Origin of the sequence: Kribbella sp. CA-293567, from assembly GCF_027627575.1 — a bacterium.
Classification (GTDB): Bacteria; Actinomycetota; Actinomycetes; order Propionibacteriales; family Kribbellaceae; genus Kribbella.
This window is the reverse complement of sequence record NZ_CP114065.1, coordinates 3,990,766-4,005,406: the sequence shown is the minus strand read 5'-3', so window position 1 is coordinate 4,005,406 and position 14,641 is coordinate 3,990,766. Positions and strand designations below refer to the sequence as shown.

General features: G+C 69.6%; 16 protein-coding genes. 11 read left to right on the top strand and 5 right to left on the bottom strand.

Going from position 1 to position 14,641, the window contains the following annotated elements; genetic code table 11:
- The first annotated feature begins 6 nt into the window (after positions 1-6).
- Positions 7-630, top strand: coding sequence for a rhomboid family intramembrane serine protease (locus OX958_RS18405; protein ID WP_270129985.1), 624 nt, complete (start codon positions 7-9; stop codon positions 628-630).
- Positions 631-718: 88 nt separating this feature from the next.
- Here the strand turns inward: OX958_RS18405 and OX958_RS18400 are convergent, their stop codons facing one another.
- Positions 719-1,636 carry a threonine/serine dehydratase gene (locus tag OX958_RS18400; protein WP_270129984.1) on the bottom strand — a complete coding sequence of 306 codons (918 nt, stop codon included), beginning with the start codon at positions 1,634-1,636 and terminating at the stop codon, positions 719-721.
- A gap of 69 nt (positions 1,637-1,705) precedes the next feature.
- Here OX958_RS18400 and OX958_RS18395 point away from each other — a divergent pair, with 69 nt between their 5' ends.
- The 3 genes from OX958_RS18395 to OX958_RS18385 are packed head-to-tail and all read left to right on the top strand — an operon-like array spanning position 1,706 to position 4,758.
- Positions 1,706-3,586 (top strand): propionyl-CoA synthetase, encoded by a 1,881-nt coding sequence (locus OX958_RS18395; protein WP_270129983.1) that lies wholly within the window; start codon positions 1,706-1,708, stop codon positions 3,584-3,586.
- A gap of 59 nt (positions 3,587-3,645) precedes the next feature.
- Positions 3,646-4,299, top strand: coding sequence for an SDR family oxidoreductase (locus OX958_RS18390; protein WP_270129982.1), 654 nt, complete (start codon positions 3,646-3,648; stop codon positions 4,297-4,299).
- Between the two features lie 30 nt (positions 4,300-4,329).
- Positions 4,330-4,758 carry an OsmC family protein gene (locus OX958_RS18385; protein WP_270129981.1) on the top strand — a complete coding sequence of 143 codons (429 nt, stop codon included), beginning with the start codon at positions 4,330-4,332 and terminating at the stop codon, positions 4,756-4,758.
- 83 nt (positions 4,759-4,841) lie between these two features.
- Here OX958_RS18385 and OX958_RS18380 read toward each other — a convergent pair whose 3' ends face one another.
- Positions 4,842-5,300: an Lrp/AsnC family transcriptional regulator gene (locus tag OX958_RS18380; protein ID WP_270129979.1), complete on the bottom strand. Its 459-nt coding sequence runs from the start codon at positions 5,298-5,300 to the stop codon at positions 4,842-4,844.
- Positions 5,301-5,393: 93 nt separating this feature from the next.
- On the opposite strand from OX958_RS18380, the gene OX958_RS18375 reads away from it, so the two are divergent.
- The 3 genes from OX958_RS18375 to OX958_RS18365 all read left to right on the top strand — a co-directional run bounded on the left by OX958_RS18375 (position 5,394) and on the right by OX958_RS18365 (position 7,996).
- Positions 5,394-6,245, top strand: coding sequence for an LLM class flavin-dependent oxidoreductase (locus OX958_RS18375; protein WP_270129978.1), 852 nt, complete (start codon positions 5,394-5,396; stop codon positions 6,243-6,245).
- The gene (locus OX958_RS18370) at positions 6,242-6,667 is read left to right on the top strand and encodes a nucleoside deaminase (protein WP_270129977.1); all 426 of its coding nucleotides are present in this window, start codon (positions 6,242-6,244) and stop codon (positions 6,665-6,667) included. The genes OX958_RS18375 and OX958_RS18370 overlap by 4 nt, the downstream gene beginning before the upstream one ends.
- Positions 6,668-6,742: 75 nt before the next feature.
- Entirely contained in the window at positions 6,743-7,996 is a 1,254-nt protein-coding gene (locus tag OX958_RS18365) for a serine/threonine-protein kinase (protein ID WP_270129976.1), read from the top strand.
- On the opposite strand, the gene OX958_RS18360 is transcribed toward OX958_RS18365, so the two are convergent.
- Positions 7,983-10,013, bottom strand: coding sequence for a vWA domain-containing protein (locus tag OX958_RS18360; protein ID WP_270129975.1), 2,031 nt, complete (start codon positions 10,011-10,013; stop codon positions 7,983-7,985). The two genes, OX958_RS18365 and OX958_RS18360, sit on opposite strands and share 14 nt — an antisense overlap.
- Before the next feature lie 94 nt (positions 10,014-10,107).
- Between OX958_RS18360 and OX958_RS18355 the strand changes: the two genes are divergently transcribed.
- Entirely contained in the window at positions 10,108-10,641 is a 534-nt protein-coding gene (locus OX958_RS18355; protein ID WP_270129974.1) for a helix-turn-helix domain-containing protein, read from the top strand.
- A gap of 6 nt (positions 10,642-10,647) precedes the next feature.
- Here the strand turns inward: OX958_RS18355 and OX958_RS18350 are convergent, their stop codons facing one another.
- Positions 10,648-11,544 (bottom strand): LppU/SCO3897 family protein, encoded by an 897-nt coding sequence (locus OX958_RS18350; RefSeq protein ID WP_270129973.1) that lies wholly within the window; start codon positions 11,542-11,544, stop codon positions 10,648-10,650.
- 165 nt (positions 11,545-11,709) lie between these two features.
- Here OX958_RS18350 and OX958_RS18345 point away from each other — a divergent pair, with 165 nt between their 5' ends.
- Positions 11,710-12,159: a GNAT family N-acetyltransferase gene (locus OX958_RS18345; RefSeq protein ID WP_270129972.1), complete on the top strand. Its 450-nt coding sequence runs from the start codon at positions 11,710-11,712 to the stop codon at positions 12,157-12,159.
- On the opposite strand, the gene OX958_RS18340 is transcribed toward OX958_RS18345, so the two are convergent.
- On the bottom strand, positions 12,141-13,091 hold the full coding sequence (locus tag OX958_RS18340) for a helix-turn-helix transcriptional regulator (RefSeq protein ID WP_270129971.1): 951 nt from the start codon (positions 13,089-13,091) through the stop codon (positions 12,141-12,143). The two genes, OX958_RS18345 and OX958_RS18340, sit on opposite strands and share 19 nt — an antisense overlap.
- Before the next feature lie 111 nt (positions 13,092-13,202).
- On the opposite strand from OX958_RS18340, the gene OX958_RS18335 reads away from it, so the two are divergent.
- Positions 13,203-13,760, top strand: coding sequence for a cysteine hydrolase family protein (locus OX958_RS18335; RefSeq protein ID WP_270129970.1), 558 nt, complete (start codon positions 13,203-13,205; stop codon positions 13,758-13,760).
- The gene (locus OX958_RS18330; RefSeq protein ID WP_270129969.1) at positions 13,761-14,606 is read left to right on the top strand and encodes a phosphotransferase family protein; all 846 of its coding nucleotides are present in this window, start codon (positions 13,761-13,763) and stop codon (positions 14,604-14,606) included.
- Positions 14,607-14,641 lie beyond the last annotated feature (35 nt).

Here is a 14,641-nt window from a genome sequence, read left to right as displayed (position 1 = left end):
TGGTGCATGAGCTACCCGACCCCAGCGCGGCGTACCCGCGGCGTCGTCGACGGCGCCAGGATCAGCAGCGGACTGAAGCTGCTGGTCGCGCTGATCGGGCTGATGTGGCTGAGCGAGACCGTGGACACCGCGCTGAACGGCGAGCTCGACCAGTACGGGATCATCGCCCGCGATCCCGACGGCCTGTTCGGCATCCTGACCTCGCCGTTCCTGCATCTCGGGTTCGGGCACCTGATCTCCAACACGCTGCCACTGGTCACGCTCGGCGCGCTGATCGCGGTCAGCGGCGCGCTGCGGCTGTTCTCGGTGACCGCGATCGTGACCACGATCGGCGGTTTCGGCACCTGGCTGATCTCACCGCCGAACACGATCACGATCGGCGCCAGCGGCCTGGTCTTCGGCTTCGCCGCCTACCTGATCGCGCGCGGCCTGTTCAACCGCCGCCTCGGTCAGGTCGCGATCGGCGTGATCGTCGTGCTGGTCTGGGGCAGCGCCCTGCTCGGCGGTCTGCTCCCGCAGGACGGGATCTCCTGGCAGGGCCACCTGTTCGGCGGCATCGCGGGGGTCTTCGCCGCCTGGGTGCTGTCCGACGACCGCTCCAAGACGGCGCAGCCGAAGCCGGTGATCTGAGCCCGCCGATCGTCGGTCCGGTTCCGCGCGTCAGCCGATCGTCGGTCCGGTTCCGCACGTGAGCCGATCGTCGGTCCGGTTCCGCGCATCAGCCGATCGTCGAGAGGTCGGTGTTCGCGCCGCAGATGATCGCGACGACGCGCTCGCCGGCGGCCGGCCGGTAGGCGCCGCTCTGCAGAGCCGCGTAGGCGACCGCGGCGCCGTGCTCGACAGCGAGCTGGTATTCACGCCACAGCTCGTCGCGGGCCGCGACAATCGAGTCGTCGGAAACTAGCACCGACCGCACGCCGTTGGCCCGGACGGCCTCGAAAGCCAGCGCCCCGAACCGCCGCGCCCCGAGCGAGTCAGCCGCCACCCCACCGACCTGTACGTCGACCAGCTCACCCGCGTCGAGCGTCCTGGCCAAAGTGGGTGCCGACTCCGGCTCGATCCCGACGACCTGCGCCCGATCGCCGAGCGCCGTCGCGATCCCTCCGACCAGACCACCGCCGCCGACCGCGACCAGGACGGTGTCGAACTCGGCCTCCGCCAGCAGTTCCAACCCGATCGTCCCCTGACCGGCCACCACCTCGGGCTGGTCATAGGCGTGCAGCAGCAACGCGCCCGTCCGCTCGGCCTCGGCGACAGCGGCCTCGTACGCCTCGGCGTACTCGCTGCCGATCTGGACCACGTCGGCATCGAGAGTGCGCAACCGGGCGACCTTCGTTGCGGGTGCCGTCATCGGAACGAAGATCCGCGCCGGTACGCCGAGCTCGCGGGCGGCGTACGCCCCGGCCAGCCCGGCGTTGCCACCCGACGCGGTCACGATGCCCTGCCCGGAGAGCGCTCCCTGCTCCTTGGCGACCAGCAGCCGGTTGAAGGCTCCACGCGGCTTGAACGACCCGGCGTGCTGCAGCAGTTCCAGCTTGAGGCTGAGCGTCGGCGAGACCCGCAGCACCGGCGTACGGCGAACTCGGCCGGCGATCCGGTGGGCAGCGGCCTCGACGTCATCACGGGTCACAGTCATGTGTCCCACCCTGCCACGCGGGGCAGGACTACCGTGGTGCGAGCTTCACGAAGAGATGGAGGCGACCAGATGGGTGTGTACGAGGACGTTCACCGCCGCAGCCTGGCGGATCCGGAGGGCTTCTGGCTCGAAGCGGCCGGCGCGATCAGCTGGACGCGGCCACCGACGCGAGCGCTGGACACCTCGGCGGCACCGATCCACCGCTGGTTCCCCGACGGGGAACTGAACACGTCGTACAACGCGCTCGACCGGCACGTCGAGGCGGGGCTCGGGGACCGGACCGCGCTGATCTATGACTCACCCGTCACCGGCTCGGCCCGCACCTACACCTACGCCGAACTGCGCGACGAGGTCGCGCTCTTCGCGGGCGCGCTGAGACGGCTCGGCGTCGGCCACGGCGACCGGGTGATCGTGTACCTGCCGATGATCCCCGAGGCGGTGATCACGATGCTGGCCTGCGCGCGGCTCGGCGCGATCCACTCGGTCGTCTTCGGTGGGTTCGCGCCGAAGGAGCTCGCCGCCCGGATCGACGACGCGACCCCGAAGGTGATCGTCGCGGCGTCTTGCGGGATCGAGCCGGCCCGGGTGGTGGAGTACAAACCGATCATCGACGCAGCCCTCGAGCTGGCCACCCATCAGCCCTCGTCGACCGTCGTACTGCAGCGCCCGCAGGCCACGGCCGAACTCGGAGAGCGCGATCTCGACTGGTCCGACGCGGTCGGCGGTGCCACTCCGGCCGAACCCGTTCCGGTCGCCGCGACCGACCCGCTCTACGTGCTCTACACCTCGGGAACCACCGGCAAGCCGAAGGGCGTCGTCCGTGACAACGGCGGTCACGCCGTCGCGCTGGCCTGGACCATGGGCGCCGTCTACGACATCCACCCCGGCGACGTCTGGTGGACCGCCTCCGACGTGGGCTGGGTCGTCGGCCACTCCTACATCGTCTACGCGCCGCTGCTGATCGGCGCCACCACCGTCCTCTACGAAGGCAAACCGGTCGGTACGCCGGACGCGGGCGCCTTCTGGCGGGTGATCTCCGAGCATCGCGTGAAAGCGCTCTTCACCGCGCCGACCGCGCTGCGGGCGATCAAGAAGGTCGACCCCGAGGCGGGGCAGCTGGCGAAGTACCCCCTCGATGCGTTCAGGACGCTGTTCCTGGCCGGTGAGCGACTCGACCCCGAGACGTACCGCTGGGCGCACGGCAAGCTCGGCGTACCGGTGATCGATCACTGGTGGCAGACCGAGACAGGCTGGCCGATCGTCGCGAACCCCCGCGGTCTGGAGCCGCTGCCGGTCAAACCCGGCTCGGCGACGGTGCCGCTGCCCGGCTGGGACGTCCAGGTGCTCGACTCCACCGGAAGCCCACTGCCCACCGGGGAGGAAGGATCGATCGCGATCAAGCTACCCCTGCCACCGGGTGCGCTGCCGACGCTGTGGGGTGACGACCAGCGCTACATCGACAACTACCTGAGCCGCTTCGACGGGTACTACCTGACCGGCGACTCGGGCTACCTCGATGCCGACGGCTACGTGTTCGTGATGGGCCGGACCGACGACGTGATCAACGTGGCCGGGCACCGGCTCTCGACCGGCAGCATAGAGGCCGTCCTCGCGGCACATCCCGCGGTGGCCGAGTGCGCGGTGATCGGCGTGCACGACCCGCTCAAAGGGCAGTTGCCACGGGGGCTGGTCGTGCTGAAGGCCGGCGCGACGATCTCGCCGGAGCTGCTGCAGGAGGAACTGGTGGCCGCCGTACGGCGTGACATCGGGCCGGTCGCTGCATTCCGGGAGGTGGCCATGGTCGACGCGCTGCCCAAGACCCGGTCGGGCAAGATCCTGCGCAAGACGATGCGGGGGATCGCCGACGGGCGTGACGAACCCGTGCCGTCGACGATCGAGGACGCGGCGGTGCTCGAAGCGCTCCGGCCGATCCTGCGGCACGAGGCCTGACGCGGGTCCCGGCCCCCTGGGATCGGCGGGCCGGGAGCCGGTGACCTAGGCTCGGTGACATGCGAGTCGTGATAGCTGGTGGACATGGACAGATCGCGCTGCGGCTGACGAGGCTGCTCACTGCCGACGGACACACGGTGGTCGGGCTGGTCCGCAACCCCGCGCACGAGGCCGACATCGCCGCGGCCGGCGGTGAGGCCGCAGTACTGGATCTGGAGTCGGCCGGTGCCGAGGAGGTGGCCAAGATCCTCACCGGCGCCGATGTCGCGATCTTCGCCGCCGGGGCCGGACCGGGCAGCGGGAACGATCGCAAGGACACCGTCGATCGCGGCGCGGCAGCACTGCTGGCCGACGCGGCGGAGCAGGCCGGCGTCAGGCGCTACCTGCAGGTCGGCTCGATGGGCGCCGACCGGGCCGACGAGCTGGACCCCGACGACACCTTCACGATCTATCTCAAGGCCAAGAAGGCCGCCGAGGACGACCTGCGTGCCCGCGACGGGCTCGACTGGACGATCCTGCGCCCGGGAGCACTGACCAACGACCCCGGCACGGGCCTGGTACTGCTCGCCGACAAGACCGGGAACGGCAGCATCACCCGCGACGACGTCGCCCTCGTGCTGGCCGGCCTCTGCGACACCCCGGCGGCGATCGGCCGCACCCTCGAGCTGATCGCCGGCGACACCCCGGCCGCCGAGGCACTGGCCACCCTCTGACGTTGCCTCAGGCAACAGATTGTGACGGAAATGGGCGACGACACCCTCCGGCAGGTGCAGTTCGAGCGCACCGCCAACAGCAAGTACGAGGTCCGCAACGTGCGCGGCGGCAGCCTGTCGGTCGGCTCCGGCGGTGACACCGACTTCACCCCGGTGGAGCTGTTCCTGGCCGCCATCGGCACCTGCTCGGCGATCGACGTCGACGTGGTGACGAGCCGCCGGGCCGAGCCGACCGAGTTCCGCGCGGTGGTCCGCGGCGACAAGGTCCGCGACCCGGAGGAAGGCAATCGGCTGGAGAACCTCGAGGTCGAGTTCACCATCGCCTTCCCCGAGGGCGAGGACGGCGACAAGGCCCGCGAAGCACTGCCCCGCGCGGTGAAGATGTCGGACGACCGCCTCTGCACGGTCAGCCGCACCGTGGAGCTCGGCACCCCGGTCACCACCACGCTCTTCGACTGACCTCCTGCGACCGACCGACCGCACGTCAGCAACCGTCCCGCACCTCCCGCGGCGTCACTCCTGCTCATCCAGCCCAACCGGCATCACGCCTCTGGGGGCGGGGCCTGTGGGCCGCGGTAGGGCTGGGTCTGGCTGTAGACGAGGTTCGTGGTGGTGCTGCCGAACTCGGTCAGCTCGTTCACCAGCTCCTCCAGATGCGCCATCGAGCCGGCCGCCACCTTGAGCGTGTAGCAGTCGTCGCCGGTGGTCCGGAGACACTCGAGGATCTCGAGTCGTCGCTCCATCAGCAGGCGGAGGGGCTCGTGCCGGTTGCCCGGATACTTCAGCCGGACGACGGCCAGTACCGCGAAACCCACCTTCGCCAGATCGACGTCGGCCCGGTAGCCGCTGATCACCCCGGTCGCCTCCAGCCGCTTCAACCGCTCGGTGGTCGCCGAGGCGCTCAGGTTCACCCGGCGGCCGAGTTCGGTCAGCGGGATCCGGCCGTTGCGCTGCAGCTCGACCAGGATGGCCCAGTCGGTCGGATCAAGACTCTCGGTCACCGGGTAACGATACCGGGGAATCCCCGGCCAGGCAGCGGATTTTCGCCGCGGAACCTCTTCAGGACGGCCCTTTCGGCTGGATAGCCTGACGAGGTGGAAATCGGTGTGAACGTCCCCAACTTCGGCCCCGGTGCCGACCCCGCCCGCCTGCGCGACTGGGCCGGCATCGTCGAAGGCCTCGGCTACGACCGGCTGCTGGTCTCCGACCACGTCGCGATCACGCCCGACGTCGCGGCGCAGTACCCGGCACCCTTCTACGAGCCCTTCACCACCCTGAGTTGGCTGGCCGGCGTCACCACGATCGGACTCGGTACGACGGTACTGATCGCGCCGTACCGGCATCCGCTGCTGGTCGCGCGGATGGCGGCCAACCTCAACGCTCTGAGCGGCGGCCGGTTCGTGCTCGGCCTCGGCGTCGGCTGGGCGCGGCAGGAGTTCGAGGCGCTCGGCGTCGACTTCAACCGGCGCGGGAAGCTGACCGACGAGCTGATCATCGCTGTCCGGGAAGCCTGGGCGAACGAGGCCGACTACCGCAGCGGCGACCTCCCGATCTGGGTCGGCGGTGGCAGCGAAGCCGGACTGCGCCGCGCGGTACTGCTCGGCGACGCCTGGCATCCGCTGCGCCAGCGCGTCGACTGGATGCGCGGCAAGCTGGACCGGCTGAAAGCCATCGCGGACGAGGAGGGCCGGCCGGTACCGGGATTCGCGCCGCGGATCCTGCTGCGGCTCACCGCCGCGCCGCTGCCGGAGGACGAGCGGGTCGCCGGTGAGGGAACGATCGACCAGGTGGTGGCTGATCTGGAGGAGCTGCGGCTGCTCGGCGCGACCAGCGTCGTACTGGATCCGTTCGCCGGCGATCCGGCGGAGACCGAACGGCCGGAGTACGCCTGGAAGGACCTCGCGACCGTCGCGGCGTCCTGGAAGTACAGAGGAGACTCGTTGTGACGCCTGAAGCAGAAGAGTTCCTGCGCCGCGCGATCGCCCTGGCCGCCAAGGCCCGGGAGTCCGGCAACCCGCCCTTCGGCTCGCTGCTCGTCGGTCCCGACGGCAGGGTGGTCGCCGAGGACCACAACACCACCATCACCGACGCGGACATCAGCGCGCACCCCGAGCTGAAACTCGCCAAGTGGGCCGCCCGCGAACTCGACGCCGACACGGCAGCCGGTACGACGATGTACACCAGTTGCCAGCCCTGCGGCATGTGCGCCGGCGCGATCGAACGCTCCGGCCTCGGCCGCGTCGTCTACGCGCTCTCGGGCGACCAGCTCAACGGCCTCAAGCCTGGCGGCGGCTTCCCCGCGGTACCGCAGGAAGGCCCTGCCCTGTACGACGAGGCACGGGTTCCCGTCGACGGGTACTACGTCTAGCCAGGGTCACCTCTCCTCCGGCACCCGCGGCCTGGCAAGGTAGGCCGCGGTCACCGGGTGAGAGGAGAACTGCTGGTGCCAGACGTCTTCGCCGGCCGGTTCGAGCTCATCGACCCGATCGGCTCAGGTGGCACCGGAACGGTCTGGCGTGCGTGGGATCGCCGCCTGGGCCGGATCTGCGCGGCCAAGGTCCTGCGGCAACGCCATGCCGGCGCCATGCTGCGGTTCGTCCGCGAACAAGGCCTGCGGCTCGACCACCCCAACGTATTGAGCCCGTACGGCTGGGTGGCCGAGGACGACCAGGCACTGCTCGCCATGGACCTGCTCGGGGGCGGCGACGTCAGTAGCCTCGTCGCCGACTTCGGCGCCTTGCCCGAGCGCTACACCGCCGAACTGCTCGCTCAACTGCTCAGTGCCCTGGAGCAGGTTCACGCCGCAGGACTGGTCCACCGTGACGTGAAGCCGTCCAACCTCCTGCTGGAGACCACCGGCACCGGCCTGCCCGTACTACGCCTCAGCGACTTCGGCATCGCCCTGTCGCTGACCGAACCACGTCTCACCCAGCACGGCGCCGTGGTCGGCACACCTGGCTACGTCGCACCCGAGGCGCTGGCCGGAAAGCCGCCGTCGATCAAGCAGGACCTGTACGCCGCCGGTGTCACCGGTTGGCAGCTACTGACTGGGGAGGAGCCACCTGCCGCCGGGCCTCTGCCAGAGCGGCCGGCCGGTTCGAGGGGCGTTGTGTGGGACGTCGTCGAGGCTCTGACGCGTACAGCGCCAGACGAGCGACCACCCTCGGCGCGGGCCGCACTAGCTGGGTTGGAGCCGGTACTCGCTACCGAACTGCGAGTACCGGTGCACACAGCCGACGGAGAGCTGATCGAGGTCTTCGACCAGCTCCCTGAGCTTCCTGCGGCGTACCACACTCGTGCCGAGCCGCCTGCACCTCCGGCTCAGCCAGTGGTCAGGCCACCTTCACGTGACGTGCATGCGCCGTGGCCTCGCCGACGGCGTCTCGTACTGGCCGTCGCTGGGGTGGTTGGCCTGCTCGCGGCCGGTACTGCGGGCGCTTTGGCGCTGAACCGGCCACCGGACGGCGACAGCTCCACACCACCCAGCAACTCGCCGAAACCTCCCTCCACGAGCGGCACACTGTCGCCACCCCCAACGGTTCCCACCGGGCCGGTGACGCCGGTGCCGAACCCGCAGGTCACCGTCGGCGCCGCATGCGGGTGGCAGGAAGTCGGTGGGATCGAAACGACGACTGACGGCACCCGGGTGGAGTGCCGCCAGTCTGGGTCGTCCTACCGCTGGGTCAAGGCCGGTTAGACCCGCCCTGCCCGGGCTGCCCGTGTCCGGGCTGCCCTGGTCCGCCGTACGGCGGGTATTGCTGACCCTGCCCGCCGTACGGCGGGTATTGCGCCGCAGCCGGGCCCGATGAGTTGCGGTTGCGATTGCGGAGGATCACGGCGGCGGCGACGATCGCGAGAGCCAGGACCAGCACGCCACCTCCGATGAGCCACGGCAGCAGCGAGGACGACTCGTCCGCCACCGGCCGCTCGGTGTCACCACCGCTGTTCGACCCTTCGGTGTTTCCACCCGAGGGCGTCGGCTCGGAGGTGGTACTCGTCGTGGGGGTCGGTGTCGGCGTGGCCGCCGCCTCACCCGTCGACGCGCCGTACTCGGGTCCGGCGACCTTGTCACCGACGACCGCGACATCGATCGTCATCGGCACTCCGCCGGTCGCGCCGTCGGCGCCGAAAGGCACGCCCAGCTTCGCGACGATGTAGTACCAGCCGTCCACGCCGGTCTTGCGCAGCTCCGCGACGTTCGAGTTCCGGTTCAGATAGACGACCCGCGGCGTCGCGATCGGCTTGCCGGCGGACGGCAGGATGTCGGTGGTCCCGGTGTACGCGGTGGTGTGCGACTTGATCTCGTCGCGAACCGGGCTGTGCAGCGCCGTGCGGATGTTGGTGGTCTTCCCGTCCGGCGTACCAGCGAAGGTGACCCGGTAGGCCAGCCCCTGGCCCCAGTCGAGCTTCACCCGGTAGAACAGCTCTTCGCCGTAGTAGATCGTCTCGCCGTAGCGGCCGGAGCCGGCCAGAGTGGTGGCTTCGTTGAACGAGCCGCCCGCCCGCACCGGACGAACCGCACCGGCCGGGTCCTGGGCGAACTCGACCTTGCTGGTCTGTGCCTGCTCGCCGAGGCTTCCCGTCACCGGCGGCTCGACTCGGAGCTGAAGCTCGACCGGCACCCGGTCGGTCCCGCCCTGCCTCGCGTCCCGGGTGACCCTGAAGACGTACTTCCCCGGGACGCTGCAGGCCTTGGGCCTCGACGAGCCGGCCACCGTGCCGTCCCAGCTCAGGACCGTCGTCAGCGAACCGCCGTCCACCTTCGCCCGGGTGTGCAGCTCCCGCCGGGACCGGAAGCAGTCGGCGCCGCCAGGTCCGGTGATCTTGATGTCGAGGAGCTCCAGGTCGCGCGGGTTGCCGCGGGGGAAGACGGCCGTAGCGGCGAAGTACGCGGTGTCGCCGCTCTTCAGCTCGGTCGCGTAGAACCGCTCCTCGACGGGATCCAGGGTGTCGAGGTACTGCCCGGGCGTGATCGTCGGAGCGGTGAACGGGTCCGCAGTACCGGTCACCGGCTTGCCCGTCGGCTCGTAGTGGCGCAGCGCCCGCTCGGTGACTCGCCCGAGTACGCCGAGCAGCGAACTCGAGTCGGTCGCGTCGTGGTACGTGCCGCCGGTGTTCTGCGCGATACAGGCGAGCTGGGCGCGCGCCTTCGCGTCGACGCGGAAGCCGATCGCGTGCACGTGCAGGTCGACGCCTTGCCGGTGCAGCTCCTTAGCCACCTCGCAGGGCTGCGGGGGAGCGCAGGTGTCCTCGCCGTCCGACACCAGCACGATCGACCGCTGTCCCTCCTTCGGCAGCTGAGCCGCCGCGACCCGCAGCGACTGGCCGATAGGCGTGTAGCCGCTGGCCTTGGCCGAGTTGACCGCCGCGGTCAGCAGCGGCTTGTTCACCGCGGCGACCGGCCGGACGACCCGGACGTCGCGACAGCCCGCGGCCTTCTCCGAACCACTCGAACCAGTACCGGCGCCGTAGATCGTCAGACCGACCTGAGCCTGAGCAGGCAGACCCGCGACCATCGAGGTGACGGCACGTTTGGCGGCGTCCATCCTGGTGCCACTGCCGCCCGCGTCACGAGCCGTCATCGAACCGGAGGAGTCCAGGACCACCATGACCGGCGAGAGCTCGCCCTCCGCCACTGCCGGCGAAACGTTCGCGAACGAAAATGCCGCAGCCAGGGCGGCGGCCGCGGTCACTGCGGCTAAGCGTCGTATCATCGGCTCTCCAGGGGACTTCAGCGGTACGTTGGGGTTGATGTCGGCTACGCTAGCGTTTGCATATGCAATTTGCAAACAGGAATCCGGAGGTGTCGTGAACGACCTGCACGGACGGAACCTCGAACTGCAGCAGCAGTGGTACGGCGAACCGCTGGGGGACCGCTTCCGTCGCCTGCTCAGCCGCCTCGGCCTCTCCCAGGCCCAGCTCGCCGGCGTGCTCGGGCTGTCGGCGCCGATGCTGTCGCAGCTGATGTCGGGCCAGCGCGCGAAGATCAGCAACCCCGCCGTCCTGTCGCGGCTGCTCCAACTCGAAGCGATGGCGGGGGAGCAGGGCTGGGATGCACTGCCCGCCGCAGAGCGAGCCCGTCGGCTCGACGATGTCCGCGCCGCTCAGCGATCCACCCTCACCGTCGACCACGCGGGCACCTCCGAACCGTCCAGCCCGGCAGACCCGGTGCTCGCCATCCAATCGCTACTGAGAGACGTAGCCTCAGCCGCCGAGCTCCAAGGCGCCGCCGAACTGCTGCAGGACACCTACCCCGACCTGGCCGAGGCCCTCCGAGTGCTCGGCGCGGGCCGCACCCAAGAGGCCCGCGCCTACTACAACCGGATCACCGCCAACCACTGACTCCGCTCAGCGCGGTGCCAGGCAGAGCGTGAACTTCTTCCGGCTGTCGGTGTAGGACACAGTGGAGGTCTCGAACTTGGCGCACTGATCGCCGTCCACGGTGTTGTCGATCTTGCCGACCACCTTGTAATCCGCCTCGGTCGACGTGCACTCGACGACCTCGACGTCCGGTTTCGCCGCGCTGCCCTTGTTGGTGACGCACGAGCCGACCGTCGCGTCCGGGCTCTTGGTCAGATTGGCGACCACGATGAACGCGATCAGCGCGACCGGGATCAGCAGACCGAGCACGGCCGGCCGCTGGATCAACGGCTTGCCCGGGTTCATCGGCCGCCCCGGAGCGCCCGGTGCCGGCTCCGGCAGGTTCCTGAACTTCGAGCTGGTGACCAGGTTCATGATCAGCGTGACCGGGTTGATGATCATCGAACCGATGCTCCACCAGCCCTGCCACAGACTCTTCGCGGTCATGTCGCGGGTGGCCGCCGTACCGCAGGTCTTGCAGAACGGTCCCTGCAGCTTCAGCAGCCGCATCAAGATGATGATGCCCTGGTGGCCTCGCACGGTCGCCTGCACAGCCGGCACGCCACCACAGAACCGGCACTGCAACGGCCCCTGCGCATACTGCGGCTGCGGCTGCGGCGGCGCGTACTGCTGCTGGTTGTACTGCTGCTGGTTGTACGGCGGCGGCGCGTACTGCGGCGGCTGTTGCGGTTGCCCGTACTGCCCACCCGGCCCGTACTGCGGGAACTGCTGCGGCTGACCCGGTTGCGGCTGCCCAGGCTGCGGCTGACCCTGCTGCGGGTACTGAGGCTGCTGGTACTGCGGCTGGCCAGGCGGGGGAGTGAAGCCGCCACCGCCCGGCTGGAACGGAGGCGGCTGCGGCGGCTGCGGGGGCGTAGTGGTCACGAAGGATCCCGTTACTCGATTTTGGGCAGAACCGAACACCGCACCCTACTCATCCGAAAAGGCTTCACCGCCCCGCCGGTATGAAACGGTGACCAAACCACCAGGGTCGCCCACCAACCGTCATCGACCAGTCCGCATGCGTCACCGATTCCAGCGGGAGCATCTTTGTCCGGCCCCACCAGTCTCACCATCGGCTCGCTCCAGCGCGGCGACCGCAGTACCTGGCAGCACCTCTTCGCGGGCTACAACGAGTTCTACGGACGCACGATGCCGGACGAGTTCTTCGACCGATCCTGGGCAGAGTTCACCGCCGCCACCCGAATGCACGCACTGGCCGCCAGGATCGACGGCAAGGTGGTCGGCATCGCCCACTTCCTCACCCACCCCAGCACCACCTCGGCCGACTCCTGCTACCTCCAAGACCTCTTCACCGACCCCGAAGCCCGCGGCCGAGGCGTCGGCCGCGCCTTGATCGCCGCAGTCACCGACTGGGCCCGAGCGCAGGACTGCGGGCGCGTGTACTGGGCGACACACGAGTCCAACACCACCGCGCGCCGGCTCTACGACCAGGTCGCCGAGAACCGGGGATTCATCATCTACACCGCGCCGCTGTAACGGGTCGCCAGCTCGGTCCCGAGGCGCGCGAGCTCGGCCTGCACCGACGGCGGATCCAGTACCTCGATCATGCCGCCCCAGCCGGCCAGGTGCTGCGCGATCATCAGGGGAGTGGGCGCGGTCAGCCGCAGCTCGATCCGGCCGTCGGCGATCGGCCCGACCACCTCGACATGGCGGCCGTGCCGGTCCTGCATCACCCAGACGAACCGCTCCTCGATCAACAGCGTCGCCGCCAGCAACGACCGCTGCTGCTCCATCTCCTCCACCACACGACTCCACGCCCGCGACAGATCGAAGTCCGCGGGTCGCACAGCCGCTACGTCGGTGATCTCGGCCGCCGTGACCCGCTCGACCCGGAACGTCCGCTGCCCCTTCTCGGTCCCGGCGATCAGATACCAGATGTCGTCCTTGTCGACCAGGCCCAGCGGATCGACCAGCCGCTCCGACTCGACCCGCCCGCGACCGGCGTACCGGAGTCTGACCTTCACCCGGCGCACGACGGCGTCCTGCAGCCGCCGAACCATCTCGGGCCGCTCCTTCACGTGCTCACCCCAGCGCGCCGGATCGATCACCACCGCCTCGGCAGCGGCCTCCGCATCGGCCCTGAACGTGTCCGGCAGCGCCCGCACTAACTTCCGCAACGCCGCCTTGGCCTCCGGCGCCACCGAGGCCGCCGGCCCGACCAGCAAGAACAACGCCTGAGCCTCGGTCGCGTTCAACCCGCTGAGATCGGTCCGCGCCCCACCGAGCAACGACCACCCACCATTGCGCCCCGGCTGCGGATACACCGGAATCCCCGCTGTCGACAACGCCTCCAGATCACGCCGTGCGGTCGCCACCGAGATCTCCAGCTCCGCCGCCAACTCCGCCGCGGTCACCCGCCCCCGCGCCTGCATCAGCAGCAAGGTCGCCACCAACCGATCAGCCCGCATCCCGCCATCCTCCCAAACAAACCGCTCACCCCCTGACTACTTTCGGACTTATTGTCGGTGCGGGTTCCTAGGGTTGGGGTCGTTGGCAATCGAGTGGCGAGGGAGACCGTGATGACGACGCTGGACGGGCGGCCTGGGTCGGCGCTGGTGGTGATCGACGTGCAGAACGACGTGGTGAGCGGCGCGCACGAGCGGGATGCCGTGGTCGCGAACATCACCGCGCTGGTCGACCGGGCCAGGGCCGAAGAGGTGCCGGTGATCTGGGTGCAGCACTCCAGCGAGGGGATGCCGATCGACAGCGACGGCTGGCAGTTCGTGCCCGAGCTCAAGCTGGGGGAGTCGGAGCCGGTCGTCCACAAGCGCTACGCGGACTCCTTCGAGGAGACCGACTTCGAGTCGGTCCTCGCCGAGCGTGGCATCGGCCGGCTGATCGTCACCGGCGCGCAAACCGACGAGTGCATCCGCTCGACCCTGCACGGCGCCCTCGTCCGCGGGTACGACGCACTTCTGGTCAGCGACGCCCACACCACCGAGGACCAGTCCGAGTGGGGAGCGCCGACACCCGACAAGGTCGCCCACACCAACCTTTACTGGACCTACCACACAGCACCCGGCCGCCAGGCCGGCACCGCCACCACAGCCGAGGTAGACCTCCGTGGAGCTGGCTAAGTGACGCTGGATCAACGGCAACAAGAGCTACTGACGAGCTGGCTCCCGCGGGCGGAGGTCGTCAAGGACCACAGTTGGGGGCTGGTCGGCACCACCGTTCTCGAGATGCTGGACGACGGCGTCCGCTACATCGTCAAGGCGGGCGACGCCGCCGACACGCACATCGCGCGCGAGTTGCAGGCGCACCGCGCGTGGTTGGGTCCATGGACGCGGACAGGTTCCGCGCCCGAACTGGTGAACGGTGACGACAACGCCAAGCTGATCGCGACTCGCTACCTGCCGGGGGAGTTGGTGGAAGGGACCGATCACGAGCACCGTCCGGACACCTACCGTCAGGCCGGCGAGCTACTCGCGCGGTTTCATCGCCAGTTGTCGATCGAGGACGCCGACTACGAGGCGAACGAGAAGGCGAAGACACTCGGCTGGCTGGCGAAACCACACCGGATCGCCCCAGAACTCACCGAGCAACTCCGGGCGATGGTCGAGGTCTGGCCCACCGATCCCGTCCTGCTGGTACCGACGCACGGCGACTGGCAGCCACGCAACTGGCTCTGCCATGAGGGCATGGTCAGAGTGATCGACTTCGGGCGAGCCGCCCTGCGACCGGCGTACACGGATCTCGGGCGCCTCGCGGCCCAGCAGTTCCGCACCGATCCAGCTCTGGAAGCGGCGTTCCTGGCCGGGTACGGCGCCGACCCTCGCGATCCCGCGTCCTGGAAACGTCAACGCCTCCGCGAAGCCATCGGCACGGCGGCGTGGTCGTACCAGGTGGGCGCCGAAGATTTCGAGCAACAAGGCCATCGGATGATCGCCGAGGTTCTGGCGGAGGACACCCCCAGGATCTAATCGTTTGCGTCCAGGGGGAGCGGGCCTCTAGCGTC

Bases quoted from the DNA above. Each gene is read 5' to 3' on its own strand.
- OX958_RS18405 (WP_270129985.1), top strand. From the start codon at position 7: ATGAGCTACCCGACCCCAGCGCGGCGTACCCGCGGCGTCGTCGACGGC.
- OX958_RS18400 (WP_270129984.1), bottom strand. From the start codon at position 1,636: ATGACTGTGACCCGTGATGACGTCGAGGCCGCTGCCCACCGGATCGCC.
- OX958_RS18395 (WP_270129983.1), top strand. From the start codon at position 1,706: ATGGGTGTGTACGAGGACGTTCACCGCCGCAGCCTGGCGGATCCGGAG.
- OX958_RS18390 (WP_270129982.1), top strand. From the start codon at position 3,646: ATGCGAGTCGTGATAGCTGGTGGACATGGACAGATCGCGCTGCGGCTG.
- OX958_RS18385 (WP_270129981.1), top strand. From the start codon at position 4,330: ATGGGCGACGACACCCTCCGGCAGGTGCAGTTCGAGCGCACCGCCAAC.
- OX958_RS18360 (WP_270129975.1), bottom strand. From the start codon at position 10,013: ATGATACGACGCTTAGCCGCAGTGACCGCGGCCGCCGCCCTGGCTGCG.
- OX958_RS18340 (WP_270129971.1), bottom strand. From the start codon at position 13,091: ATGCGGGCTGATCGGTTGGTGGCGACCTTGCTGCTGATGCAGGCGCGG.
- OX958_RS18335 (WP_270129970.1), top strand. From the start codon at position 13,203: ATGACGACGCTGGACGGGCGGCCTGGGTCGGCGCTGGTGGTGATCGAC.